The organism is Enterobacter sp. IF2SW-B1, from assembly GCF_001743375.1.
Taxonomy (GTDB): Bacteria; Pseudomonadota; Gammaproteobacteria; order Enterobacterales; family Enterobacteriaceae; genus Enterobacter; species Enterobacter bugandensis.
Map to the genome: position 1 here is coordinate 14,952 of NZ_MJAA01000013.1, position 22,929 is coordinate 37,880.

General features: G+C 54.6%; 32 protein-coding genes. 30 read left to right on the forward strand and 2 right to left on the reverse strand.

The annotated features are described in order from the left end of the window. Positions 1 to 521: 521 nt before the first annotated feature. The 7 genes from A6013_RS21255 (at position 522) to A6013_RS21285 (ending at position 4,528) form a co-directional block, all read left to right on the forward strand. Entirely contained in the window at positions 522 to 836 is a 315-nt protein-coding gene (locus A6013_RS21255; RefSeq protein ID WP_032656143.1) for a hypothetical protein, read from the forward strand. Between the two features lie 59 nt (positions 837 to 895). Continuing rightward, positions 896 to 1,357 carry a hypothetical protein gene (locus A6013_RS21260; RefSeq protein ID WP_083264108.1) on the forward strand — a complete coding sequence of 154 codons (462 nt, stop codon included), beginning with the start codon at positions 896 to 898 and terminating at the stop codon, positions 1,355 to 1,357. Positions 1,358 to 1,444: 87 nt separating this feature from the next. Beyond that, positions 1,445 to 1,591 (forward strand): hypothetical protein, encoded by a 147-nt coding sequence (locus tag A6013_RS21265; RefSeq protein ID WP_032656140.1) that lies wholly within the window; start codon positions 1,445 to 1,447, stop codon positions 1,589 to 1,591. Positions 1,592 to 1,631: 40 nt separating this feature from the next. Then, entirely contained in the window at positions 1,632 to 2,423 is a 792-nt protein-coding gene (locus A6013_RS21270; protein ID WP_069733709.1) for an N-6 DNA methylase, read from the forward strand. A gap of 42 nt (positions 2,424 to 2,465) precedes the next feature. Then, positions 2,466 to 2,801, forward strand: a complete 336-nt coding sequence (locus tag A6013_RS21275; RefSeq protein ID WP_069733710.1) for a hypothetical protein — start codon at positions 2,466 to 2,468, stop codon at positions 2,799 to 2,801. 595 nt (positions 2,802 to 3,396) lie between these two features. Continuing rightward, a complete protein-coding gene (locus A6013_RS21280) occupies positions 3,397 to 3,690 on the forward strand; it encodes a hypothetical protein (protein ID WP_045332709.1) in 294 nt (97 codons plus the stop codon). A gap of 16 nt (positions 3,691 to 3,706) precedes the next feature. After that, on the forward strand, positions 3,707 to 4,528 hold the full coding sequence (locus A6013_RS21285) for a DUF932 domain-containing protein (RefSeq protein ID WP_069733711.1): 822 nt from the start codon (positions 3,707 to 3,709) through the stop codon (positions 4,526 to 4,528). A gap of 28 nt (positions 4,529 to 4,556) precedes the next feature. On the opposite strand, the gene A6013_RS21290 is transcribed toward A6013_RS21285, so the two are convergent. Then, entirely contained in the window at positions 4,557 to 5,096 is a 540-nt protein-coding gene (locus A6013_RS21290; protein WP_069733712.1) for a lytic transglycosylase domain-containing protein, read from the reverse strand. 598 nt (positions 5,097 to 5,694) lie between these two features. Here A6013_RS21290 and A6013_RS21300 point away from each other — a divergent pair. After that, on the forward strand, positions 5,695 to 6,081 hold the full coding sequence (locus tag A6013_RS21300; protein ID WP_023338043.1) for a relaxosome protein TraM: 387 nt from the start codon (positions 5,695 to 5,697) through the stop codon (positions 6,079 to 6,081). Between the two features lie 38 nt (positions 6,082 to 6,119). On the opposite strand, the gene A6013_RS21305 is transcribed toward A6013_RS21300, so the two are convergent. Then, positions 6,120 to 6,761 carry an Arc family DNA-binding protein gene (locus A6013_RS21305; RefSeq protein ID WP_063136877.1) on the reverse strand — a complete coding sequence of 214 codons (642 nt, stop codon included), beginning with the start codon at positions 6,759 to 6,761 and terminating at the stop codon, positions 6,120 to 6,122. A gap of 196 nt (positions 6,762 to 6,957) precedes the next feature. Here A6013_RS21305 and A6013_RS21310 point away from each other — a divergent pair, with 196 nt between their 5' ends. The 22 genes from A6013_RS21310 (at position 6,958) to traF (ending at position 22,929) form a co-directional block, all read left to right on the forward strand. Beyond that, positions 6,958 to 7,311 carry a type IV conjugative transfer system pilin TraA gene (locus tag A6013_RS21310; protein ID WP_015572086.1) on the forward strand — a complete coding sequence of 118 codons (354 nt, stop codon included), beginning with the start codon at positions 6,958 to 6,960 and terminating at the stop codon, positions 7,309 to 7,311. A 3-nt stretch (positions 7,312 to 7,314) separates the two neighbouring features. Continuing rightward, positions 7,315 to 7,617, forward strand: coding sequence for a type IV conjugative transfer system protein TraL (traL, locus tag A6013_RS21315; RefSeq protein ID WP_015572087.1), 303 nt, complete (start codon positions 7,315 to 7,317; stop codon positions 7,615 to 7,617). Between the two features lie 5 nt (positions 7,618 to 7,622). Further along, positions 7,623 to 8,204 carry a TraE/TraK family type IV conjugative transfer system protein gene (locus A6013_RS21320; protein WP_015572088.1) on the forward strand — a complete coding sequence of 194 codons (582 nt, stop codon included), beginning with the start codon at positions 7,623 to 7,625 and terminating at the stop codon, positions 8,202 to 8,204. 11 nt (positions 8,205 to 8,215) lie between these two features. Continuing rightward, positions 8,216 to 8,956, forward strand: a complete 741-nt coding sequence (traK, locus tag A6013_RS21325) for a type-F conjugative transfer system secretin TraK (protein ID WP_015572089.1) — start codon at positions 8,216 to 8,218, stop codon at positions 8,954 to 8,956. Beyond that, positions 8,953 to 10,356: an F-type conjugal transfer pilus assembly protein TraB gene (traB, locus tag A6013_RS21330; RefSeq protein WP_015572090.1), complete on the forward strand. Its 1,404-nt coding sequence runs from the start codon at positions 8,953 to 8,955 to the stop codon at positions 10,354 to 10,356. The genes traK and traB overlap by 4 nt, the downstream gene beginning before the upstream one ends. Positions 10,357 to 10,365: 9 nt before the next feature. Beyond that, positions 10,366 to 10,788: a hypothetical protein gene (locus A6013_RS21335; protein WP_015572091.1), complete on the forward strand. Its 423-nt coding sequence runs from the start codon at positions 10,366 to 10,368 to the stop codon at positions 10,786 to 10,788. After that, positions 10,781 to 11,245 (forward strand): hypothetical protein, encoded by a 465-nt coding sequence (locus tag A6013_RS21340; RefSeq protein ID WP_126497522.1) that lies wholly within the window; start codon positions 10,781 to 10,783, stop codon positions 11,243 to 11,245. The genes A6013_RS21335 and A6013_RS21340 overlap by 8 nt, the downstream gene beginning before the upstream one ends. A 163-nt stretch (positions 11,246 to 11,408) precedes the next feature. Further along, complete coding sequence (locus tag A6013_RS21345) at positions 11,409 to 11,804, forward strand: hypothetical protein (protein ID WP_015572094.1); 396 nt, start codon at positions 11,409 to 11,411, stop codon at positions 11,802 to 11,804. Positions 11,805 to 11,862: 58 nt separating this feature from the next. Further along, positions 11,863 to 12,402 carry a type IV conjugative transfer system lipoprotein TraV gene (gene traV, locus A6013_RS21350; RefSeq protein ID WP_015572095.1) on the forward strand — a complete coding sequence of 180 codons (540 nt, stop codon included), beginning with the start codon at positions 11,863 to 11,865 and terminating at the stop codon, positions 12,400 to 12,402. Beyond that, positions 12,399 to 12,653 (forward strand): hypothetical protein, encoded by a 255-nt coding sequence (locus A6013_RS21355; RefSeq protein WP_015572096.1) that lies wholly within the window; start codon positions 12,399 to 12,401, stop codon positions 12,651 to 12,653. The genes traV and A6013_RS21355 overlap by 4 nt, the downstream gene beginning before the upstream one ends. Beyond that, on the forward strand, positions 12,650 to 15,259 hold the full coding sequence (gene traC, locus A6013_RS21360; RefSeq protein ID WP_015572097.1) for a type IV secretion system protein TraC: 2,610 nt from the start codon (positions 12,650 to 12,652) through the stop codon (positions 15,257 to 15,259). Before A6013_RS21355 ends, traC begins: the two co-directional genes overlap by 4 nt. Then, the gene (gene trbI / locus A6013_RS21365; protein WP_015572098.1) at positions 15,256 to 15,669 is read left to right on the forward strand and encodes a type-F conjugative transfer system protein TrbI; all 414 of its coding nucleotides are present in this window, start codon (positions 15,256 to 15,258) and stop codon (positions 15,667 to 15,669) included. Before traC ends, trbI begins: the two co-directional genes overlap by 4 nt. Then, positions 15,666 to 16,301 (forward strand): type-F conjugative transfer system protein TraW, encoded by a 636-nt coding sequence (gene traW, locus A6013_RS21370; RefSeq protein WP_069733714.1) that lies wholly within the window; start codon positions 15,666 to 15,668, stop codon positions 16,299 to 16,301. The genes trbI and traW overlap by 4 nt, the downstream gene beginning before the upstream one ends. Then, positions 16,298 to 16,690, forward strand: coding sequence for a hypothetical protein (locus tag A6013_RS21375; protein ID WP_083264109.1), 393 nt, complete (start codon positions 16,298 to 16,300; stop codon positions 16,688 to 16,690). The genes traW and A6013_RS21375 overlap by 4 nt, the downstream gene beginning before the upstream one ends. Then, positions 16,681 to 16,959: a hypothetical protein gene (locus tag A6013_RS21380; RefSeq protein WP_069733715.1), complete on the forward strand. Its 279-nt coding sequence runs from the start codon at positions 16,681 to 16,683 to the stop codon at positions 16,957 to 16,959. The genes A6013_RS21375 and A6013_RS21380 overlap by 10 nt, the downstream gene beginning before the upstream one ends. Continuing rightward, complete coding sequence (locus A6013_RS21385) at positions 16,950 to 17,960, forward strand: hypothetical protein (RefSeq protein ID WP_069733716.1); 1,011 nt, start codon at positions 16,950 to 16,952, stop codon at positions 17,958 to 17,960. The genes A6013_RS21380 and A6013_RS21385 overlap by 10 nt, the downstream gene beginning before the upstream one ends. 104 nt (positions 17,961 to 18,064) lie before the next feature. Continuing rightward, positions 18,065 to 18,286 carry a hypothetical protein gene (locus A6013_RS21390; protein WP_015572104.1) on the forward strand — a complete coding sequence of 74 codons (222 nt, stop codon included), beginning with the start codon at positions 18,065 to 18,067 and terminating at the stop codon, positions 18,284 to 18,286. 55 nt (positions 18,287 to 18,341) lie between these two features. Further along, entirely contained in the window at positions 18,342 to 18,665 is a 324-nt protein-coding gene (locus tag A6013_RS21395; protein ID WP_069733717.1) for a hypothetical protein, read from the forward strand. Beyond that, entirely contained in the window at positions 18,662 to 19,660 is a 999-nt protein-coding gene (traU, locus tag A6013_RS21400; RefSeq protein ID WP_015572105.1) for a conjugal transfer pilus assembly protein TraU, read from the forward strand. The genes A6013_RS21395 and traU overlap by 4 nt, the downstream gene beginning before the upstream one ends. A gap of 10 nt (positions 19,661 to 19,670) precedes the next feature. After that, entirely contained in the window at positions 19,671 to 20,294 is a 624-nt protein-coding gene (trbC, locus tag A6013_RS21405; protein WP_069733718.1) for a type-F conjugative transfer system pilin assembly protein TrbC, read from the forward strand. Then, positions 20,291 to 22,150: a type-F conjugative transfer system mating-pair stabilization protein TraN gene (gene traN, locus A6013_RS21410; RefSeq protein WP_069733719.1), complete on the forward strand. Its 1,860-nt coding sequence runs from the start codon at positions 20,291 to 20,293 to the stop codon at positions 22,148 to 22,150. Before trbC ends, traN begins: the two co-directional genes overlap by 4 nt. Continuing rightward, positions 22,147 to 22,929, forward strand: a complete 783-nt coding sequence (gene traF / locus A6013_RS21415) for a type-F conjugative transfer system pilin assembly protein TraF (protein ID WP_047959887.1) — start codon at positions 22,147 to 22,149, stop codon at positions 22,927 to 22,929. Before traN ends, traF begins: the two co-directional genes overlap by 4 nt.

Consider the following 22,929-nt stretch of genomic DNA (forward strand, 5'->3'; position numbering starts at 1 on the left):
TAACTTTCTCAGCTGCAACTGCATGACCATACCCCGAAAACAGGGCAGGGCGATGGCCCCCTTCGGCTCCCGGCCAGCGATGCTGTCCGGTCGTCGAGCCCCACTCCGCCAGGGCGGCCGCTGCGCACCCGCCGGGCTCCGCCGAACCCCTGCGGGTTTCGGGCTGACGCTAGGGTCTGATGGCGAAGGTCAAAGGCTGCGGCTTCTCCGGCCGTGCCGTCCGGAACGCCTTCACCGCGCCGGCTGATGCCGTCGCTTTAATGGCGCCACGCCGTTCCGACGTGTCGGGTGTGTGCATCCTGTTCCCCCGGTGAGGCCATCCCCCGTGCGTCCTCACGCGGAGGTAGCACCGTCGGGTCGTCATCCAAGGGGTGAAATGCACTCCGCCAAAACTTTTTGCGTGCCGCAAAAACTTTAGTCTCCGCCCCTTTCCTTCCGCCCTTCGCCGTTGCTCCTTTGCCCTTTGCCGCGAGAGAACTCACCAGGGAGATGGCCAGCCATCACCACAGGAGAAAACCAGGATGCACACACGAAACGTCAACGTCAAAACCGCCGCTCAAGAATCTTCCAGGAAGATGGGGGGGAAAACCGTGTCGTACACGATCCTCGTCGCTGAGACGAAAAAAAACTCTGAGGAGGAATCGGACGTTCTGGAGTTCAGCAGCCTTGCTGAGCTGAAGAAACTGCGCAGAAGCTGCCCCGAAACGATGCGCTGCACCTATTTCTACGCCCTCAGCAGCGGCGTCGATAAACAGTTCCGCCATATCCATGTGGCTGAAGCTGACCACTTCAAACAGTTTGTGCGCCTGATCGAGCGCGCAGGTATCGACATTTAACCCTTTTCCGGCCGTGCGGCAGCCGTCGCACGGAAGAGAATCAGACAGGAGCCACGAAGATGAAAGTTAACACCCCGACCGCTGCACCAATGGCCTTTTTCGTTCCGTCTCTTAACGGCATTTATGACAGTGCAACACAGCTGGACGGGCAGTGGGTTACTAAACGTAAAGCGAAAACGCTGGAATCCCTGCGCCGTCTCTATCCGGATGCGGAGCTGATCCCCACGACTCAGATACAGGAAAAGCTGAATGACGGCTATCGCCGTCCCTGGTCAGAAATCAACGAAGCCCGTTATATCGAGCAACTGGAGACACTGGCGCTGATGGACTGGTGCAGGGGGTTCGGTGGGGAGTCGTTCAAATCGATGGAGTTTACGGGCGGGGATGTGACAGCAATTTTTGTCCGGTACGGAGCGCGCTTCTTTGAGTGCCACGACCTGCACACCCGCATTCACCGGGAGTTGATTGGCGACGTGATCACCCGTTTCTGTCTCGATGCGCCGCTGAATTCAGCGCATTAAAAAAGCAGGGTTGCCCCTGCTTTCTCAACGCCGGGTAGCCGCAGCAACGGTGAACCGGCAATCACAACCAAAGTAAGGAGATTGATCGTGAAATTTGACCCGCAAACTGTCGCACAGGCTGAGGCATTTGTAAATGCCCTCCGCGCCGGAAAACGTGCTCACATGCCCGCGCTGCGCTTTGACCAGTGGCAGCAATTTATGACCACCGTTTACGCTGGTCTGGGACTGGCATAACAGGAGGCGGCCGCCTGCGGGCGGCCGGTAAGGAGAAACCATGTCACAACTGAGTTTTGAATCCCTGTTCCTGGCAGACCAGACCGATCCGCAGCCGCGGGTTTCCGCTCCTGTCCGGGTATTGTCGCCAGCTGAGGCGCGTAAGCAGTTCGCCAGTGTATTCCGCCAGACTGCGAAATATATGCGCCGTTCCGAAGTGTTCCGCGACTTTATCGCCCTGGCCGCCAGCGGGCTGGATATGGCCCGTATTCGCTCGCCGGAGAACATCGAAAACAGCCGACGAATCTGCGGGCGGTATCAGCCGGAGGATTTAGACGCCATGAGACAGCTGTTCTGCCTGTTGGTGGAGGGGCTGGCGGGTGAAATGCATGATTTTCTGGGCGCACTGTATATGGAGCATGAACTGGGCGCGGACGAAATGGGGCAGTATTTCTCTCCGTCCTCCATCTCCCGCCTTATGGCCGGACTACTCATGCCCGGCGCTCAGGAGACGATAAAGCGTGAGGGTTGGATGACGCTCGATGAGCCTGCCTGTGGTAGCGCCGGTATGGTCATTGCCTTTGCATACTGGATGACTGAAGCGGGATATAACCCGTCAGAACAGCTGTATGCCACCTGCACAGATATCGATCCGATGGTAGCTGATATGGCCTTTATCCAGCTGTCACTGCTGGGTATCCCTGCGAAAGTCGTGACCGGTAATACGCTGACCCTGAAAGCAAATCGCGTGCGTTATACCCCCGTTTATTACTTCAATGACTGGCAGGGACGTCTGGAGTTCCGCAGCCGTTTCGAAGCTATGAAAAACTTTCTGGCCACCGTGGCCGCCTGACTGACAGAGCGGCAGGGCAGACCTGCCGCAGGGAGAGATAAAATGACAAGCAACACACTAAACGCTGTTCCGGCGACCGTGCTGGAGACGCTGGCAGAACGCCTGAAAGACCAGCCTGAACCGCTAAAAATCCGCAGCAACGACGATCACGCTGCACTGGCTGCAGGTGTGCTCTGGCAGTTTGCCCGAAAAACCGGGCTGAACAGGGAAAGCGAGAGCGTGCAAACTGTCATCACTGATTTTTTGGCCAATCTTCTGCACCTGTGCGAACAGTGCGATCCGGACGGGGCGGGTATCGACGGATTTAATGCCCTGCTGAATATGGCCATGATGCATTATGAGCAGGAAAACGGAGGTGACAGCGAAGAACCAGTTTGATCGGGAGTCTGTGCCCTGGTGCATGCCATCAGGGCAACCGCACAAACCCTCTTTCCCCTTCGGGGAAACGGGGAGGGCGAAAGCGCCTCCGGCGCTCCTGCCTTTCCCCGTTGCAGTGCTTCTCTCCTCATCGGCGATCATAACCGGCGTCCTGCTGGTTAACTTTCTCAGCTGCAGCTCCGTGGCCATAACCCAAAAAACGGGCAGGGCGATGGCCCCCTTCGGCTCCCGGCCAGCGCTGCTGTCCGGTCGTCGAGCCCCACTCCGCCAGGGCGGCCGCTGCGCACCCGCCGGGCTCCGCCGAACCCCTTCGGGTTTCGGGCCATACGGCTAGGGTCTGATGGCGAAGGTCAAGGGCTGCGGCTTCTCCGGCCGTGCCGTCCGGAACGCCTTCACCGCGCCGGCTGATGCCGTCGCTTTAATGGCGCCACGCCGTTCCGACGTGTCGGGTGTGTGCATCCTGTTCCCCCGGTGAGGCCATCCCCCGTGCGTCCTCACGCGGAGTTCCTTCCTCCCTTCGCCGTTGCTCCTTTGCCCTTTGCCGCGAGAGAACTCACCAGGGAGATGGACACCATCACCACAGGAGAAAACCAGGATGCACACACGAAACGTCAACGTCAAAACCGCCGCTCAAGAATCTACCGGAAGATGTGATTCAAACCTCACCACGTCCCAGTTCACGGATCTGTTTTGCTGGGTCCTGGCAGCATCGGAAGGGGAGCCACAACCGGCAATTTTTACGCCGCCAGAGAATGCCACTGAGCTGACGTTAATTAATGACGAATGCCCGGATTATATCTCTGTCTGGGTTGTAGATGGTCGCCCGGTGGCAGCTGCAATGCCGCTGGATAATTTTCACCGCGTTATTCCTTCATCACTTACTAAATAATCAGGAGTAAATAAAAATGGTCAGTTTCGCAAGCCGCTATCGTATGCCTGCCTCGATCCGTAAAGACCGTCCGCTGACGAATGAGGAATTACAGCTCATCGTTCCGAGCGCGTTTTCATCGGATAAACACGATTCACGTTCTGAACGTTATACATATATCCCGACCATAAATATTCTTGATCGTTTACGTGATGAAGGTTTTCAGCCGTATTATGCAACTCAGTCACGTACACGTGACCAGGATAAACGCGACTTTACAAAACATATGCTTCGGCTGCGTCGTCATGACCAGATTAACGGAAAAGAAGTACCGGAAATTATTCTGCTGAATAGCCATGATGGTTCAAGCAGCTATAAAATGATCCCCGGTATGTTCCGTCAGGTTTGCAGTAATGGTCTGGTTGCATGGAAGGATTTTGGTGAAATCCGCGTACCCCACAAAGGGGATATTGTCGGACAGGTTATTGAAGGCGCTTACACGGTGCTGAAAACATTTGACGCGGTTGATGAAAATATTGACCTCATGAAAAGCATTCAGCTCACTTTGCCTGAGCAGCGCCTTTTTGGTGCGACCGCCCTGGAACTTAAGTACGATGGAAAACCAGCGCCGATTACGCCGGAGCAAATTATTAACCCCCGCCGGGTACTCGACAGAGGCCAGGATTTATGGACCACGTTTAACGTGGTGCAGGAAAATGTTATCCGTGGGGGGATTCGTGGCAGAACGCAAAAAGGGAAGTTGACCAGAACGCGGGAAGTCACCGGAATTGATGGTGACATCAAATTAAATCAGGTTCTATGGAAAATGGCTGAGGAGTTTGCAAAACTGAAGGCCTGAAAATTAAGCCGCTCAACAGAGCGGCTTTTTACTGTCCGCTATGTAACGAGGCCGTATCCGCAATTTTAATCTCATGCTCCTTCCCCGCAGCTGGCGCCAGACGTTCAGAAAGTAACTTTTTTCTTGCCAGCAATACACGATATATATTTTTGATATCCTGAGCATAGGCCTTGCGCTTCGCAATGAGCTTTTTGCTCGGCCCCGTATTATACATCCCTACGCTGTCCCAGTTTTTTCCGTATGACCTGAAGTTGTGCGCCAGTACCCATGCCCCCGTATAAACGCAGATGCATGGATCATTCAACAGGCGCTCACGGGTAATATTGAAGTTTTTAAGTTTACCATAATGGGAACTGTTCACCTGCATCCCGCAGACATCTTCTGTTCCATTCCTGTTTGATCCATTTATCGCACCCGGCTTAAGTCTGCTCTCTTTAATTGAAATTGACATAAGCAGCAGCGGATCAATTTGATAATCTTTCCCGGCCTGATCAAAGCACATCTGGGGAGCTGCGCCAGCAGACATGGAAAGAGTCAGCAATGCCGCAGGCAGTAACGATGTTTTCATGGTTTGGCCTTTTAACGAAATACACGGGCTCTGGAGAGTCGCCTTAAAAAATACCCCGGCGGATCGTCGTAATCAAGTTAATTCACTACAAACGCGCGTGAGCGCTCTCCTGAAGGGATTTAACACCTGTCCGAAATAAACATGTCAGAGCAGTAGACGGTATTAACATGCCGCTCTTTACTAACCCTTTAAAACATCACACCCCACGCAAGACTTCGTCTTGCAGATTTTTTCTTTAAATTCAGTGGCATGATGTGTGTTTTATTTCGTGATTTTTGAGTATGTGCGATTAAGGTGTGTGGACTGACACACATTGCAGTGCTTAATCAGGCACTGCAATGTGTGCTAATACAGCACTCTGAAGTGTGGGGATTGTGTGTATTCAATTAATAGAGTAAGTTAAAAGCAGATAGTGCCTGAACCACACACATCATAGTGCCTAATGCACACACACCGTAGTGCCTGATTAGCACACATATTTAGGGATGAGTCATATATAAAATCAGTTGGTTACCAGAACCCTGCACCACGGATAGCTGTTAAAGTTCGCCATTGCAGTGCCGCATCAGGCACTGCATTAGAACATCGAGAAACTATTATGCCAAGAAAGAACATTTACTTTAAAGACAAAATTGACCGCGAAATACATGATATTCTTGAAATAGAGCTACAGAAAGGGGCCACCTCTTCTGAGATGAACTACTCTTCGATAGTCAACGAATTAGTACGCCTTGGGCTAATGGTATACAAATCGAAAGAAGAAGGAAGCTCATTTGACCTGGATGGTTTTAGGCGCGACCTTATAAAGAAAGTCTCCGGGTCACGAGAAGGTATTATGATTCTGACTGCCCTTGTCTCTGACATCTTCGTTACTCTCAAAGGTCCCGACTCTGGCGTGAAACTGGAAGAGCTAATAAACACCAACATCAGTGCAATTAACGATGCGGAAGATAAAGCCGAAAAAGACCACTTCCTGGCAGGGTAAAATAACTTCTTTGGCCGGAACACTCCGGCCAGAATCGATCACTGAGACGGCTTTTCATCCCAGGGAAGGTCACTTTTCTCCACCTCCCTTATTTTTTCCTTCAGGAACACCTCGAACTCCATGCAAAGAACTTTAAGTGCCTGCGCATCCTCGTTCTGGTCAAGTAACCTTTCCGTGAAATAACCCAGCGTATTCATCAGGCGGGTGAGCATTTCGTCATTAAGACTACGGTTATGCACCTTCGCCATTGCCCTGATTTCATCCGCAAGGTTCTCAGGAATACGCATGCTATATCCGGTTGTTTTGCCCGGAAGCAAAATTCTTTCACCCTCACGCCACATCCACAATTGCTCTTGCTTGAGCGGGATATTAACTTCCTTCACAGCATCAACGGATTCACCATCAAGTAATTTTCCAAGCCATTCCTCAAATCTCACCGCCAGCGCAATGAGCCTCTCACCCTCCGCTGTTTTAATCACAGGCTTACCCGGCTGATAATTCAGCGACAACAAAAGCCTGGCAATAATTTCCTCATTCACACTCCTGTTGCCAGCTCTGGCACATATTCTCAGCTCCATAAGCAGATTATCCGGAGCGCGCAATCGCCACTCCACAGCTTCACCCGGCTGGAACTTACGTGGACGGCCGCGGCCATCCCACATTTTCTCTTTAACTTTCATAGCTATAGATCCCGGAGGCCATTTCCATACTTTCTGGTCAACAAAGCCTACTCACTTACATATTCGGATAAATCTGAATGATTCCAAAAAGTGTGACATGCGTCACAGTTTTTTTTTTTTAGGGTCATGGGACAATTGCGCCCGCGTAAACAAGCACTTACGCGAATCACTTTTGTTTACTTCGGAGAAAACAAACATGTTAACCAAAGGCAGTGCCCTTAACGTCGGTAAGGGATGGGCGGTAGCGTCTTTATTCCGCAAAGCACGCGAAAATCGCCAGACTAAATTTTACTTAAAGTCAGCAGGCGCTTTTTTAATTGCACTTATGGTCACTCACCCGGCATTCGCTGGCGGCACCGACCTTCTTTCCTCACAGAACACCACGGTTAATTCCACCTTCGGTTCTGGCTCTTCATTGATTAAATGGTTTTACATTGCCGAAATCATCATGGGCCTGTTTATTTACATCAAGGCCCGCTCACCGCTGGTATTCGTCGGTATCGTAATGGCAATCATCTTTACCCGTGTAGCCTTCGGCATCGCGAGTTAAACGATGAGCGGGGAGGAGGATAAATACAACTTCCCGGAAACAATGAACCAGCAGGACCGCTATTTAGGTTTGCCAATTGATGAGTTAATTGTTACCGCACCCCTTATTGTTCTGGGGGTGCTTAACAACCTGTCAGTTGAACTTGGCGTTATAGCGGGAATCCTCTGGTTCATCGTCAGATATCTGAAAAAAGGGCAGGGGTCGTACTGGTTACTTAATTTCTGTTACTGGCACCTGCCATCACTTTTATTCAAAGTAACCTTTCGCCAGATACCTGATTCTAGTTTCCGGCACTGGAGGGCATAGTTTTCATGAAACTGAATATTAAAGGAGAGCGCGATAAACAACTCCGCTATGCGTTTATTGGTCTTTCAGCTTTAACTTTACTTATGGGGGCCGGTAACGTACTGACAGGTTCGCTTGCATGGTATTTTGCCACCACCCAGAAAACCATTACCACACCATTAACATTTAATCGCCCCTTCACATCAGATTCAAAAGGTGTCGATGCCCCAGGCCTGACACAATTCGCCGCCTCCTTTATTTACTGGCGACTGAACGTCACCCCGGAAAACATCGACAACAACCAGAAAATGATTCTTGGATTCGTCCCTTCCGACGAACGGGACGAACTCAAGAAAGCTCTGGACATTGAAGCTGAACGCATCAGGAAAGCGGGCATTTCCACCCAGTTCGACACGAAAGAAATTCGCGTCATGGATGATGGCTCCGTGCAGTACAGCGGAGTTCTGAAGTCCTCCACCACTAACGGCGTAATCATCACGCCAATGAAAGACCAGGAAAAAACCTACCGCCTGAAACTGAGCTATGAGAACGGTGTGATTAACCTCCACAGCTTCGAAGAACTCCAGCCGGTATCCACCACCAACTGACAGGACTGCCCATGAAATTTCGTATTTCACCGGCAGCTGCTGCTGTGTTTCTGGCAGCGGGATTATTTACCAGCGGCCTCCGGGCCGCTTCCGCACCCGCAGCCATTCCGTTTGAGAACGACGCCGCCTTTAACGTCACTCTCAGCAACACCAATCCGAGCAAGGTTGTTGTCGACGGAGAACTCATTACCAGCATCAGCGGACCAACCGGTGCCTATGACCAGAGCCAGACCGACGACGGAGCACTTATTCTGTCTCCACTTGTCAGCCAGAACTTCACGCTGTTTATTCAGACCGACCGCGGCTCATCCCTGAGCCTTAACATCAGGCCGCAGCCGGGTAACGGCAAAACACTGCGCTTCACCCCAATGTCACCACCACTTCGCAAGAACGACGATGCGAAGGCATGGGAAGAAGGGCAGACCTACGAAAAAACACTGGTCGCACTGTCCCGCGCCGTAGTCAACGGTCAGGTGCCGGACGACTACCAGGAGTATCCGGTCAGCCGCATGCCTGCATACACACCCGCCAGTGATGTACGCCTGACACCGGAACGCCAGTTTGTTGGTAACCACCTGCGCGTTGTGCGCTTCCGGATGAGCAACCCGGGCAGCATCACCCGCAGCCTGCGCGAGCGCGATTTCTGGCGCAAGGGCGTTCGGGCCGTAATGCTGTCGCAGAATCAGCTCTACGCTGGCGGCGAAGGCTACGCCTGGATTGTGTTTTCAGATGACGGAGACACCCGCCCATGAGTCTGAATAAAAACCTGAAAACCCGGCGCAAACAGCTGGCCATTCTTGCCGCCGTTATCGTGGGAGGCGCCGCCGCCACGAGCGGCGTTATCTGGTACGGGCAACATCAGCAGGAACAGAAACACCCCGCGCCGGTCGCCACCCCAAACATGACTGGCGTGGTCACGGCAGCGTTTAACCAGCAGGTTAATGATGCCGCACTGGCACAGCAGCAGGCCAAGACCTCCGCACTTGAGGACAAGCTCGCCACGCTCACCCAGCAGTTTGCACAGAACAAGCTCACCACCGAGCAACAACTGGCCAAAAAGGATGAAGAAATTCAGCGCCTGAATGACCAGCTAACGAAAGCCCCCGGCAGCAACACGACCACTGGCCAGCAGACACCACCTGCCGGTCAGAACGGAACACCACTCCCCGGTCCTGTTGCTGCCGGTCAGGCCCGGCCACCCGAATACACCGTGACCCCATCAGGCACACCGGCCGCCACTGGTGTGAATATGGGGCAGGGCGCAGCGTTCTACCCGGGCGGCTCTGGCCAGAGAATGACAGGTGGGTTGAGCACCACAAAGTTCAGCTATGAAAGCCTGAAGAAAAAGCCAACAAAACTTCCCTGGATTCCGTCAGGCTCCTTCTCTGACGCCATCATGATTGAAGGGGCCGACGCCAACGCCAGTGTTACCGGCCAGCAGAACACCCAGCCCGTCACCATCCGACTGCTGGGCAATATCCAGATGCCGAACAACAAAGAATACAGCGCAGACGGCTGCTTTGTGGTGGGGGAAATCTGGGGTGACATCTCCAGCGAGCGCGGGATTGTCCGGACGAAATCACTCAGCTGCGTACTGAAAAACGGCAAGCACGTCGATATGGAGTTCGATGGCCATGTCAGCTATCAGGGGAAAGGCGGCGTTCGTGGCAAGCCAGTCATGCGGAACGGCATGATTGTCGGCTACGCCGGTGCAGCTGGCCTCCTGTCAGGTTTTGGTGAAGGCATCAAATCTGCGGCAACACCATCTGTCGGCCTCGGTGCCACAGCGGATGTCGGTGCCGGCGACGTGTTTAAGCAGGGTATAGGCGGCGGAGCCAGTAAGGCGGCCGACACGCTGAGCCAGTACTGGATTAAGCGCGCCGAGCAGTATCACCCCGTGATTGATATCGGTGCTGGCAACCTGGTAACTGTCGTGTTCCAGAAGGGCTTCCGCCTTGAAACCCTGGAAGACGCTGAGGACGCTAAAGCGAAAGAGGAACTGCAGAAAGCCGGCAACGCCGCGCAGAACGCCGTGACTCCTCAACCGGCGAGCCAGACCACTGCATCCAGCACCACCTCAGTCGGCAACATCAACCCTGATGATGTTCTCCGCCAGGCCAGCCAGCTGCGTCTGGGTGACACCATCAACTAAGGAGGGCAAATGAATGATATAGGTTCCATGAGGCGCGAAAGCGAACTAAAGCGTATCGAAGAGGACCTTAACCGCTGGATGGCTGGAAAAAAAACAAAGCCTCACTGGATATTCTGGGTCGGGACATTAACCGCTACAGGGATGTTGATTTTCAGCTTCTGGTCAGGCAATCAAAGGCTTACTGTGGTTTCTTTTGCAATAGGAATGGCATTGATTCTGGCCGGGTTGCTACAGACTGGTGAAACATGGGAAGAGAAAATACAGAAGAAAATTCGGTCATATGAGCCGCTTGATATTGATGCCATGCGCACCCTGGCCCTCTCTGTTTTTCATAAGGATGAGCTGACGCAGAAAGAACTCAGAAAGTGGCTGGACGCGGAGTTCAGCGCCATTTCTGATGCCGCTCTTCGTGGGGGAAGCCGGAATGCGTGACGAAGAGCGTAATAACAACCTGCTCAGGAGCATGCGGATGCATATTGCTGACTGGGAGGCTGGTCGGCCCACTCCGGCAGCAAGCAGGTACATGTTCTTGGTGGTTGCCATCTTTCTCGGTGTTGGGGGGCCGGTTCTTTCGTACTACCTCTCACTGTGGGCGCTGGTTTTCCTGGTTTTCTGGCTATTTCTGACTCAATGGATATGCAGGCGAATTGTCCCCCGCTACAACCAAAGCTGGGCGGGGGTGTTCGACAGAATGCTTTCTGAGTATGAACCCTTAAATCTTCCCGCCTGGGAACATCTTAAGCACCAGGCCGAAACGGAGGGGCTGAAGGTCAGCATTGTCAGCAACTGGTATCAGGAAGAAGTGAGGACCGTCTGGCCAGAAAAGAAACCTGACCTGAAGTTCCTCCATAAAGTCACTGACGGTAACGAGAAAATCGGAGAGGAATGAAGCGTACGAGAGCCATTGCACTACTGGTAATAACAGCCGGAGCGACCGGTGTTTCTGTTTACAACCATACTGGAGGGCTCACAGTGTTACTCACCCTGATGACCATAGGCGCACTTGCTCATGTCATCAACGTCTTCCTGTAATTCATTTCACTGGAGTGTTTATGTCTGCCAACATGGCGCGCTATCCATTACTCAAAATCCTGCACAACTATCGCTATATCCTGATTCCAGCACTGGTATTCACTATCGAACTGACAGTGTGGGCAGTGCTCAATCTTAAAGGCGTGGGTGATATGGGCTGGGTCTCCTGGCGAGTGTGTCTGCTCTTAAGCTTGTTCCTCGTATGCTTTAGCGACTCAGCCTTTAACAAACTCGATGGTGGGTTTCTTATGTATGGTTCAGTCGTTCCGTGGGGCGGAATGCTGATAGTGGCGAGTATTTATGGCTTTATCCAGATGAACCTGAACTTTCTGACGCTGGATTTATTTTATGCCGGCGTGTTTGGCAGCCTTGCTGTGCAGTTGGTTTTCACTGTGATTCAGTGCAACTGCAAATAATTGAAATTGAGTATTACCCCTCCCTGAATACCCCTTAAATTAAAACCGGAGTTACCCCATGAAAAAACTACTGGGTGCTGCACTGCTGTGCAGCGCACTGACCGGCTGCGCCGGTCTCAATTCTGATTTCGACTGTAACAAGACTGCTACTGACCAGTGCCTGACCACCGGTGAGGCCAACAAGCTGGCCGCTCAGGGTAAAAGTCTGGATGACCTGACGGCAGAGAAAACCGCAAAAAAGCCTGCGGGTGAAACCCTGCCGGCACTGCGCAATTCGGCACCGGTCGTGAATCCGTTCCGTCCTGTCTCCGTCGCAGCAACCGGAACCACCGCCGCCAGGCCTCTGACCACTGCGCCCGCGAAAACATCCGGCTCACTGGTCACGCCGCTGGCCACGCCGAGTCATGCGACCCCCGTGCCGGTTAACACGGCGGGCCGCGTTCCGGTTCAGCGTATTCCTGACGCCACGCAGCGCCTGTGGATTGCCCCCTGGGTGGACACGGACGACAACTTTCATCAGCCGGCTGTGGTTGAGTTCGTGAAAAACAAATCCCACTGGGATGAGAGCTACCGCGTTATCGGGGAGGGCGGGGAATGAGCAGCCATTACGTTACCGGCAAGAACGGCATCGATCATCTGGCGAAATCGTTAGTCCATTCACGGAAAGGAACGACGCAAATCACCGCCACACAGTCAGTCGATACCGACGATGAAACGCTGGCCGTTCTGAGCGTGAGCTGTGACTGGCAGATTAAAACAGCCGGTGATGCACCGCTATCCGGGCAAATGAACGAAGAGAAGCTGCGTCGCCTGGAGTTAATCCGGGCCGCTGCGGAGGGTCGAAAATGAGTTTTGTCGACAACCTGATGGATATGCTGAAAAACGGGAAAGAGGAAGACGGTGCCGCCACGGCCCGCGAGAATCTTTCCCAGACGTGGGGCTACCCGTCCCTGGTTGCGGCACTGCCGTACCGGTATTACGACGACATCAATGAGATTTTCGTCAACGCCGGCTCTGCAGGCTTCATCATGGAAGCCGCCCCGCTGCCTGGCGCGAACGAACAGGTGATGGCCGCGCTCGATGACATGCTGCGCAAAAAACTGCCCCGCCAGACTCCCGTCACCGTCATCATGCTCGCCAGCAAGTGTGTCGGGGAACGTATCGATCGCGGTGTGAGTAACGACATGTGGAAAGGAGGGATGGCCGATCACCTCAATAAAATCACCCGCGCGTTCTGGCAGCGCTCTGCGCTGCACGGTCTGGCCAACGAACGCGATTACCCGCTTTACCTGCGTAACTACCGTATCTTTCTTGTCTATGGTCAGCCGCTGAAGCGCGCTTCCCAGACACAACGGGTGATTGATGACCTGATTCAGATCCGCAACACCATCCGCGTCTCCCTGGGCGCTGCGCGCATCGACAGCGTGAACGTCGATGTGAACGGCTTCCTGTCTGCGGTACGCGAGCAGATGAACTACCGCCAGGAACAGGTGCTGACGTCCTCAGGCGACTACAACGAGGATGAAAAGCTGAACCGCCAGGTGGTTGATCAGGGTATAGGGCTTGATGTCTATCCGTCGCATCTCCGGATGACGTTGCCCGAGACCATCGACGCGCGCGGGACACGGTTGCCGGCATCGGCATGCCGCATCATCAACATGCAGCTTGCTAAAACGCCTAAACGCTTCGCCCTGTGGCAGGGGGCTGACAATCTGCAGAACCTGCGCTTTCCTGACCTCGGAATACCCTGTCCCTTTATGCTGACCTGGACGACGGAGCTGGAGGAGCAGACGAAAAGCCAGAGTGAGGCATTTCGTAAAGATACCGATTTGTCCAAAAAGGCCAACTCAGCCTACGCCGCACTTTTTCCCGGCACCAAAAGGGCCGCAGAAGAATGGCGACGTACCCGTGAGCAACTGAACAATAACGAAATTGCACTCTGCAACACGTATTTTAACCTGACCCTGTTCGCGCCGGACAACACTACTGATGCACAGGCCTGTGAGCTGGCTGCCGTGAACGTGTTCCGCAAGAACGAGCTGGAGATGGTAACGATACAGTACCAGCAGATGCGTAACTGGCTGGCCGGCTTCCCGTTCGTCATGCAGGAAGGGATGTGGGAAGACCTGAAAACAACAGGCGCGACGCTGCGCGCCAAGTCATGGAACGCGGTGAGCCTGATGCCGGTCGTGGCCGAACGCCAGTTGTCGAATGTAGGTATGCCGCTGCCGACCTACCGCAACCAGGTCGCGTTCTACGACATGTTTGGCGAGGAGAATGGTAGTACCAACTTCAACATCGCGGTTACCGGGACGTCCGGGGCAGGTAAATCGTTTCTGATACAGGGGGTGCTGCGCGATGTACTAAACGCCGGCGGTTACGGCTGGGTTATTGACATGGGGGACAGCTACAAAAACTACTGTCATCAGGCCGGTGGGGTTTATCTCGATGGCTCTAAACTGCGCTTTAACCCGTTCGCCAACGTCAAAGACATCAAGCACTCTGCTGAAGGGATTGTGCGTCTGCTGACGGTACTTGCCAGCCCGACGCAGCCGCTTGATGGCGTCTGCGAGGCGATCCTGCAGAAAGCGGTAATGGATGCGTGGGAGAAAAAGGCAAACAAAGCCCGTATCGACGACGTCCATAATTACCTGACTAACGAGGATGTGAATCAGGCGTTTGCAGACAAGCCGACCATCATCTCGCGCCTTGCTGAGCTGGCCATGCTGCTCGATACCTACTGCACCTGGGGGCCGGACGGAGAATACTTTAACGCCGACACCCCTACGCTCGATGGTGAAACCCGTTTCGCGGTACTGGAGCTGCTGAGTCTGGAAGACAAGCCGAAGCTGCTCTCCTCGATCCTGTTCTCGCTCATTCTGGCGATTCAGGAAAAGATGTACCACAGCCCGCGCGACCTCAAAAAAGTCTGCATCATCGACGAGGCCTGGCGTCTGCTGGGTGGCTCCAACCCGCACGCGGCACGGTTTATCGAAACCGGCTACCGAACCGTGCGTCGTCACCGTGGCGCGTTTATCACTATCACCCAGGGCATCAAGGACTTCAGCGCCAGTAAGGAAGCGGAAGCCGCCTGGAACAACAGTTCCACCAAAATCACCCTCTTGCAGGATGCGAAGGCGTTTAAACAGTACCTTGCCGATAACCCGGATCAGTTCTCGGACATGGAAAAAGAAGTTATCCGTGGCTTCCAGCCAGCCCTGCAGACCGGCTACAGCTCCCTGCTGATAAACGCCGGGGAATACAGCTCCTTCCACCGTCTGTTCGTCGACCCCGTCACACGCGCCATGTTCAGCTCGCGTGGTGAGGACTTTGCCTTCATGCAGAAATTGCAGAGAGAAGCCGGGGCCACTGCGGAGGAAGCTGCATATCTGCTGGCGGAGAAGAAATTCGGCAATGAACTTCGTGAACTTGAAGAATGGGTGAAAGCAGCATGAGTGAACAACAGGACAAGCCGTATGACGTCGATACCGTCAACGATGGTGCAACTATCGCCAGCAAAACATCCCGCTGGGTTAAAGCCAGCATGCTGGGGCTGGCAGGATTGCTGGCCATGACAGGTGTGGCATATGTGACGGCGAAAGCCGTCACACCGGAGGTGGTGGTCTTCGATATGAAGGGGACAGTCGACCTGTTCATGCAGCAGTCCGCGCAACTGCAGCTCGATGAAGACAAGGCCAGGGTGCTGACAACGCGTTTCAATTCAGCGCTGTCAGAGAGTCTCGGTGAATGGCAGGCCTCACATAACGCCATCATTCTGGTTAAACCGGCGGTGATGAGCGACCAGCGGGATATCACGAATGAGATCCGTGCCGACATTGCGCGCCGCACTCAGGGGGGCCAGTGAAAAGACGACTGAAGCTGATGGGTATGATGCTGCTGATGCTCTCCGCCGGCAGCGGGGCGAAAGATCTCGGAACCTGGGGCAACGTCTTCGAGCCTGCAGAGCAGGACATGCTGGCGTTTATCCAGAATCGCCTGAAGGGAATGGAGCAGACTGGCGAACTTGACCGTCTGCGCCAAGAGGCAACGGAAAGAGTGAAGGAGCATGCAGTACGTCCGACGCCGGTGGAAGGGCTCACGAAAGCGAAGGAATACCGCAGCTTTGCCTGGGACCCGACATTTACCGTGAAGGAGACCATCACTGACATGCAGGGCAACGTGATCGCCCGAAAGGGCGATACGGTCAATCCTCTGGATAAGGTGCCCTTCAGCCAGGTGCTCTTTTTTATCGACGGCGATGATAAGGAGCAGGTGAACTGGACCCGACAGCAGCTCGCCGGTCAGACCAGCGTAAAGGTCATCCTGGTGAACGGCAACATCAAAGAAACCAGTGATGCGCTTAATGAACGTATCTACTTCGACCAGTCTGGCGTACTGACCCGTAAATTCGGTTTTGAACACATCCCCGTGCGGATATCGCGCGATGGCCGCGTGATGAAAGTGGAAGAAATTCCGGTATCAGGAGCGAAAAAATGAGTGCAACAACGTTAGGTGACCTGTTTCCCGAAATGCGGCAGGCGGTTACATCCCATCGCCGTTACGCCAGAAAACCGCGTAAACCCGCTGAGATAACTCCTCGCATGGGAACAGCAGAACGGCTGAAGACGCTGTACCCCGAAATTGACGCCTGGCATCCGGTACTGGTGACCAAAGCCTGGCTCCACTGGTGTGAGCAGAACCAGCAGGACAGCCGGGAGCCGTCGAAACGTGATGAACGTTTCCCGGACTACATCATTCACCTCTTACTGGAGAACATGCGGGCCGAGGACAGCGCGAAACGTAAAAAGGGCCAGACGCTGTCACTTTCCGAGCGTCTCGACAGGTTGTTTGCAGGTGAAGGGCAGGAGAACGCCGAATGTCACTGATACACAATACCGCTGCGCCGTCTGTGTCTCAGCACATGACAGGTTTCAATGCTGATACCAAAGGCAGTGAAGAGGAAGTGAATCGCCTCTGTCAGCTGTACCCTGAAATCGCTTCATGGCAACCGGCGCTGATCGCCGGTGCCTGGCACCAGTGGTGTGCGAATAACCAGCGTCAGCCTATAGCGCCGGAAGAACGGGATGAGGCGTTTCCCCTGTACCTCGTCAGGCTTATCCGTAACAGAATGGAGGAGATGAACGCATGGCGTTAATCAGCTGCTTCACCGGCCCTCAGGGGCTGCAGGGGATGCTCACATGTTTGCGTGATACTGAGGGCATGACCGGTATTCTGGTCGTCGTTGCGCTACTCGCTGGCTGGATTGTTGTTCAGCATCTTGCAGATGCACGCCGTGAACGCCGTGCGCGGGAGAGCAGACCGGGAATACCCGTCCCTCTGGCGCAATTTGGCGGTGCCCGACATGCCGAAGCGGTTCACGCCTTTGCTAACCGCGAATGCTATCAGGTGATGCTGACTGAGCTGGAGAAAGGCCTGACTGAAGCAGGTTACCTATTGACGCGGGATAAATCACAGCGCTGGATATTGCCAGAGGCAGACCGGCATAAGCTCAGCCGCCGGGTTTTCCGGGCGCGTCTGCTGGAGATGACGCCGAGAGTGACTGAGCAGCAGGTAAAAGACAGTGAAGACGCGGCGGTGAACGATGGTTATGCCGGCATGTGGCTTAGTGTGTTGATTCGCGGAAGTGAAAGTGCAGGGTGGTACATCACAAAACCGGTGCCTGAATTTGTCCCGACGAACTTTCCGTTAAAACAGGTCACCATAACTGTCAGTGCAAAACAGTCTGTCCTTACGCGGGATGTCGTCAGAATCATCAACGATGTGGCTGAAAAAGTGAAAAAACAGCGTTCATTTCCTGAAACACCGGAACGTATTGCAGGAAAGGTAATTAACAGTGAACTGTGTTATGGGGCCGATCAGAGACAGGTAAAGGTGGCGCCAGGCTGGTTTAGTTCACCGTCTGGAAATGATGTTCCTGACGATATCTCCGAAGGCCAATTCCCTCCGGCGGGGATGTCAGAATACCGGCATTTCATTGTCCGGGCGCAGGCAGGAAGGTTTTATACCCCGGCTGCACTTGCCTTCTATATTGATGAAGCGGGTCGCAGGATAGAACAGGGGGAATCCAGCGGAGCATGCTACGAAGATGACAGCGGCTACGCTTTCGCCGTGACGCCTGCAAAAAACACGACCTGATACAACCGCGCAGCCCTTCAGGATGTTCGGTGCTCACTGCGTTGCGCTACGCCTCAGCCTGAATGCCATCCCGGTTTCCGATTAACCCCCGACCAGGTAACGCCATGAAAAAAGACCCTGATACTGAAAAGGGCCGGAATGTCACCATCTCGTCAGTACGTCACGATGAGGGTTCGGCCCGACAGCTGGATGAAATCCTCAACGATAACCCGTTGTACAAACCCTCTCACGTGCTGCGCGGAGCCATTCTTGCCCTGTACGAAATGAGCCAGGAACAACGCCTGGCCATCATTATGAAAGCGGCTGATAAAGCCAAAAACCACTGACCATTTCTTAAGCCCTCCCGCCGTCCGGTGGCTGCGGCACTCCCGGAGATACCCCATGACTCACCCTGAATCTGTCAGGCCGGTGACGGTTACCCGTGACCGCTATGGCTTCTGGACGCACCCTCATTATTTTGCACCGGCCAGTGATGAGGTCACACAGACTGAATTTGGCGACTGGATGCGCCAGCACAATCTGACCTGTGCCACCCGCTGGATGGAAAACGACGCGCCTCCCCAGGTGATCGCCGACTGGGAAAAGGGGAAACAAAACATCAGTGACTGGCTCCCTTCCGCGCCAGAGGGCGAAGGCTGGTTCATTGGCTCCATTCATGACACTGAGGACGGCCCGGTCTGTGTATGGCTGCGGGAGGTGAAATGAAGCACTTTTCATGGCTGGCCGGTGTGTTACTGGTTCTTATTTCCTGTATGCCATCCCAGGCAACGGCCGCAGCCAGTAACGCCGGTGACGGCCGCTGGGTTAACCCGATAAGCGATGTCTGCTGGAAGTGCCTGTTTCCGATGACGCTCGGCAATATTCAGCTGGCCGCTGGCCCCCAAAAGGATACCAACAACCCGGCTTCGCCGATCCAGATTTGCCCATATGGTGTGTTTTACCGCATCGGTCTGGCCATCGGGTTCTGGGAGCCAATGGCGATGGTGGATGTAACCCGTGAGCCGGGCGTCATGGTCAACATGGGGGGCTTTAAAATCGATCTCGGGAGAACGGGAACGGGAACCGCAGGGCAGAGTGACCGTCCCGCTGCCGGTACCTTCTACCATGTCCACTGGTACAAATACCCGCTGATTTTCTGGCTGAACATCATCACCAGTCTGGGGTGTCTGCAAACCGGCGACATGGATATAGCCTATCTCTCCGAAGTCGATCCTCTCTGGAATGACAGTACGCTCTCGATGCTGATAAACCCCGAGGCAGCGCTATTCGGCAACCTGATAGCTCAGGGGGCCTGCGCTGCTGACGCAGCTGCTTCATCAGCGGGTCTTCCTCTGTCTCCGCTGTTCTGGTGCGCGGGAAGTCAGGGGTCTATCTACCCGCTAACCGGCTATACCAGCGGTGAGTTTTCTCCGCTCGAGGCCTCTCTTCTGGTTGGAGAGCGAATGGCATTCAAGATGCATCGTGAGGGGCTGGTCTGGAACTCTGTGGGCGCGGACGTCGCCGTATGTAACCAGTATCCATCCCCGATCATCCCGAAAGAGCGATGGCGATACCAGATGGTCAACATGTACCCCGAACCGGGTAACTGTCATCCTTTCGGGGCCAGCACGCAGCTCTGGGGCACAACGCATAACTCTCCATCCTCCAAAAAGAACTTCGGCTATCTCTTCTGGCGCAAACGTAACTGCGTATTCCTTTAAGGACATGACAATGAAAAACGCTTATCTCCGGGCGCTGACGATCAGCGTCATGGTTGCTTTCGCGCCGCTGGCCCTGGCGAGCGCTCAGACCGATATTTCCGTCTCCGACCATAACTGGATCAAAGGTCAGCAGGACGCGCTGGCAGCGATGAAGGAAGACCTGCAGGGCCATCCGGCGGCCGCGCCCGTATTGCCGCAGCGGCAACAGGATCTGATAAACCGCCTGCAGGGCGATATCGCAGCCCAGAACAACACGATGGGGGAAAAAGACACGTTCCCGGCTATTTACTTTGTGAGCCTCGGTATTCCGCGTGAAGGTCTGCTACCCATGCTGAAGGATGCCCGCCGTTTCAACATTCCGCCAACGCTGCGCGGCCTGGTCAATAACGACATGCGACAGACCGCGGCGGCCATGTTTGAGCTGAGTAAGGAGGACAAGGACGCCGGCGTGCAAATCGATCCAACGTTGTTTACTCAGTACAACATCACCACGGTACCCGCCCTGGTGGTGACCTGTCCTGGCCACCATGACGTAATTCGGGGAAGTCTGCCCCTGCAGCAGGCTCTCGAAAAAGTGGCAGAAAGTGGTGATTGTGCGGCAACGGCACGCCATCTTCTGGAGGCCGCGAAATGAAAAAAATACTTTCAACGGTGCTGATGCTTTTTCCGCTCCTGGCTGGCGCAGCTGATCCTGCCTTTGAAGCGGGAGCGAGCTTTGGCAAAGGCAATGCTTCCGCCGGGACGGGAGCCCTGAAAAACCCGGATACCGTCACAGGAGCAATACCAGGCTATACCGCTAACCCACCGGAGAAAGGGTATTACGGCGGTGTGGATGGCGGAGACGGCGGGCTGGCCAACAAAGGGCAGGCCGCGCTGCAGGGTAATGACGCAGCACAGTCGGTTATCAACTCCGGAAAAACGAACCCGACGCCCGCCATCGACCCACAGGCCCCTTTCATCACTATCGGTAAAAATGCCGAAGCCGGCGCAGACGGTGTGCTTAACGGAACCGCGAACCAGTGTAAGGAGGTGACAGTATCGAAAACCACCTTTGAAAATTACACCTGCGACAAGGATGTGGCCTCAGTGGAAGCCTGCTCACGAACTGCAACACCTGGCGGACATACATCCACCACGACAGTGCAGAAAACGTTCACACTGACGGCGGCCAATGGCGATGTTGTTTTCACGAACAACGGTACTTCCTTCAGTTTTAGTTTTAAAGCGCCGGCATCAGGACCGGTGATCAGCGCGCATTTTTACTGGGCGGATCGCGATGTCAATGCCGGGAAAATCTCCTGGTGGGGCGTCAGTCAGACGATTGTCGGAAAAGCCTTTAACTGGGAAATGCCGGGCGCTCCGGGGACACCGTTGTCGCAGGGGGGCTCGTTACCTGCCGGTTCCTATCAAAGCACCGGATGTACCAGCGGAAATCAGGGTGTTTGTAGAAAACATATCCGGGAGCAGATAGCGGATTTCCAGTCCGGCGCGTCAGGTTTCACGCTGGTCCTCGTTATGAATGCCGTCGAGACCACTTTTGTCCCCGAAGTGAACTGGACTTCATCCTGCGGTCTGGATATGTCGAAGGCGCAAAAAACCACGTCAACCTGCACCTCTCCGGGCGGAAATAAAACCATTGTTAACAATGGCCAGAGCTATGACGTTTACAGCGACTGCTGGGAGTACACCGATAACTATGTCGTACCGTCAGACTCCACGGGAACCTGCGGAACGTTGATGACAAACCCCTCCTGTACGGCGGCAGGCAACACCTGCACTGAATCGACCGACGGGCAGTGTACCCATATGAGCTACACCTACCAGTGTCAGACCACGCATCAGTCGGGTGGCCTGGTCTGCGGCGGCGACTACATCTGTAAGTCAGGCGAGTGTGATGACACCAATGGTGCCGGAAGCAGCGGTTTCGATACGGCGGTGGCAAAACTGGCAGGTCTTGCCTCGGCAGCGGAAGATGCAAAAGACGCCAGCAGCTCCATTGAGGTAAAAGCCTTCACGGGGAAAGCCATGCGCTGCCGTAAGGCCTTTGCCGGTTTCTCTAACTGCTGCAAAGACTCTGGCTGGGGACAAAGTGCCGGACTGGCCGCATGTGATGATGAAGAAAAGGCTATAGGGAAGGCGAAGGCGAAGAAAATCACCGTCAGCGTCGGCGAGCGGTGCGATCGCAAGGTGCTGGGTGCCTGCATCCAGAAAAGTCAGGTCTACTGCGTCTTTGACGGCAAGCTTGCCCGCATCATTCAGGAGCAGGGGCGTCGCGACCAGCTGGGCGTTAAGTTCGGCAGCGGCGACAGCCCGAACTGCCGGGGGATCACCGTTCCGGAGCTGCAGAGCATCGACTTCGACAAAATCAACTTCTCTGACTTCTACGAGGATTTGATGAAGAACCAGAAAATCCCCGATACCAGCACGCAGGTTCAGCAGATTAAGGAACGCATTGCCGCGCAGGTGAACCAGCAGGGAGGTGGTAAATGAAGCGTGTCCTTTGTGGCCTGCTCATGGCGCTGGCGAGCCATGCGGTGATGGCCGAGGAGATTGTGACGCCGGCAGAGCCGTTCACAGGCTGGTCCTGGTACAACGAACCGAAAAAGCCCCCTGAGCAGCCCCGGAAACCGCAGCAGCCAGCACCGCAGGCCATTCCGGATCTCAGTAAGATGTCCCCAATGGAGCAGGCCCGGGTACTTAAAGGGTACACACAGGAGGCGCTTAACCGCGCCATCCTGTTCCCCTCACGGGAAAACACGGCGACGTTCCTGCGCTGGCAGAAGTTCTGGACAGACCGGGCATCGATGTTCAGCCAGTCCTTTGCGGCGGCGCAACTGAGCCATCCTGATCTCGACTACAACCTGGAGTATCCGCACTACAACAGCATGGCGCCGTTTATGCAGACCCGCGACCAGCAGACGCGGCAGAGCGCCGTGGAGCAGCTGGCGCAGCAGTATGGTCTGTTCTACTTCTACCGGGGCAGTGACCCGATCGATGTGCAGATGGCGGGCGTGGTGGCTGACTTTGCGAAAACCAACGGGATTTCACTTATTCCGGTATCGGTTGACGGACAGGTTGCGGCCACCCTGCCACAAAGTCGTCCGGACACCGGACAGTCCCGGTCGATGAATATCACGCACTTTCCGGCGCTCTTCCTGGTTGACCCGCGCAGCAAGAATTACCGCGCGCTGTCATACGGCTTCATGACTCAGGATGATCTGTCGAAGCGATTCCTGAACGTGGCCACCGGCTTTAAACCCAATTCCTGA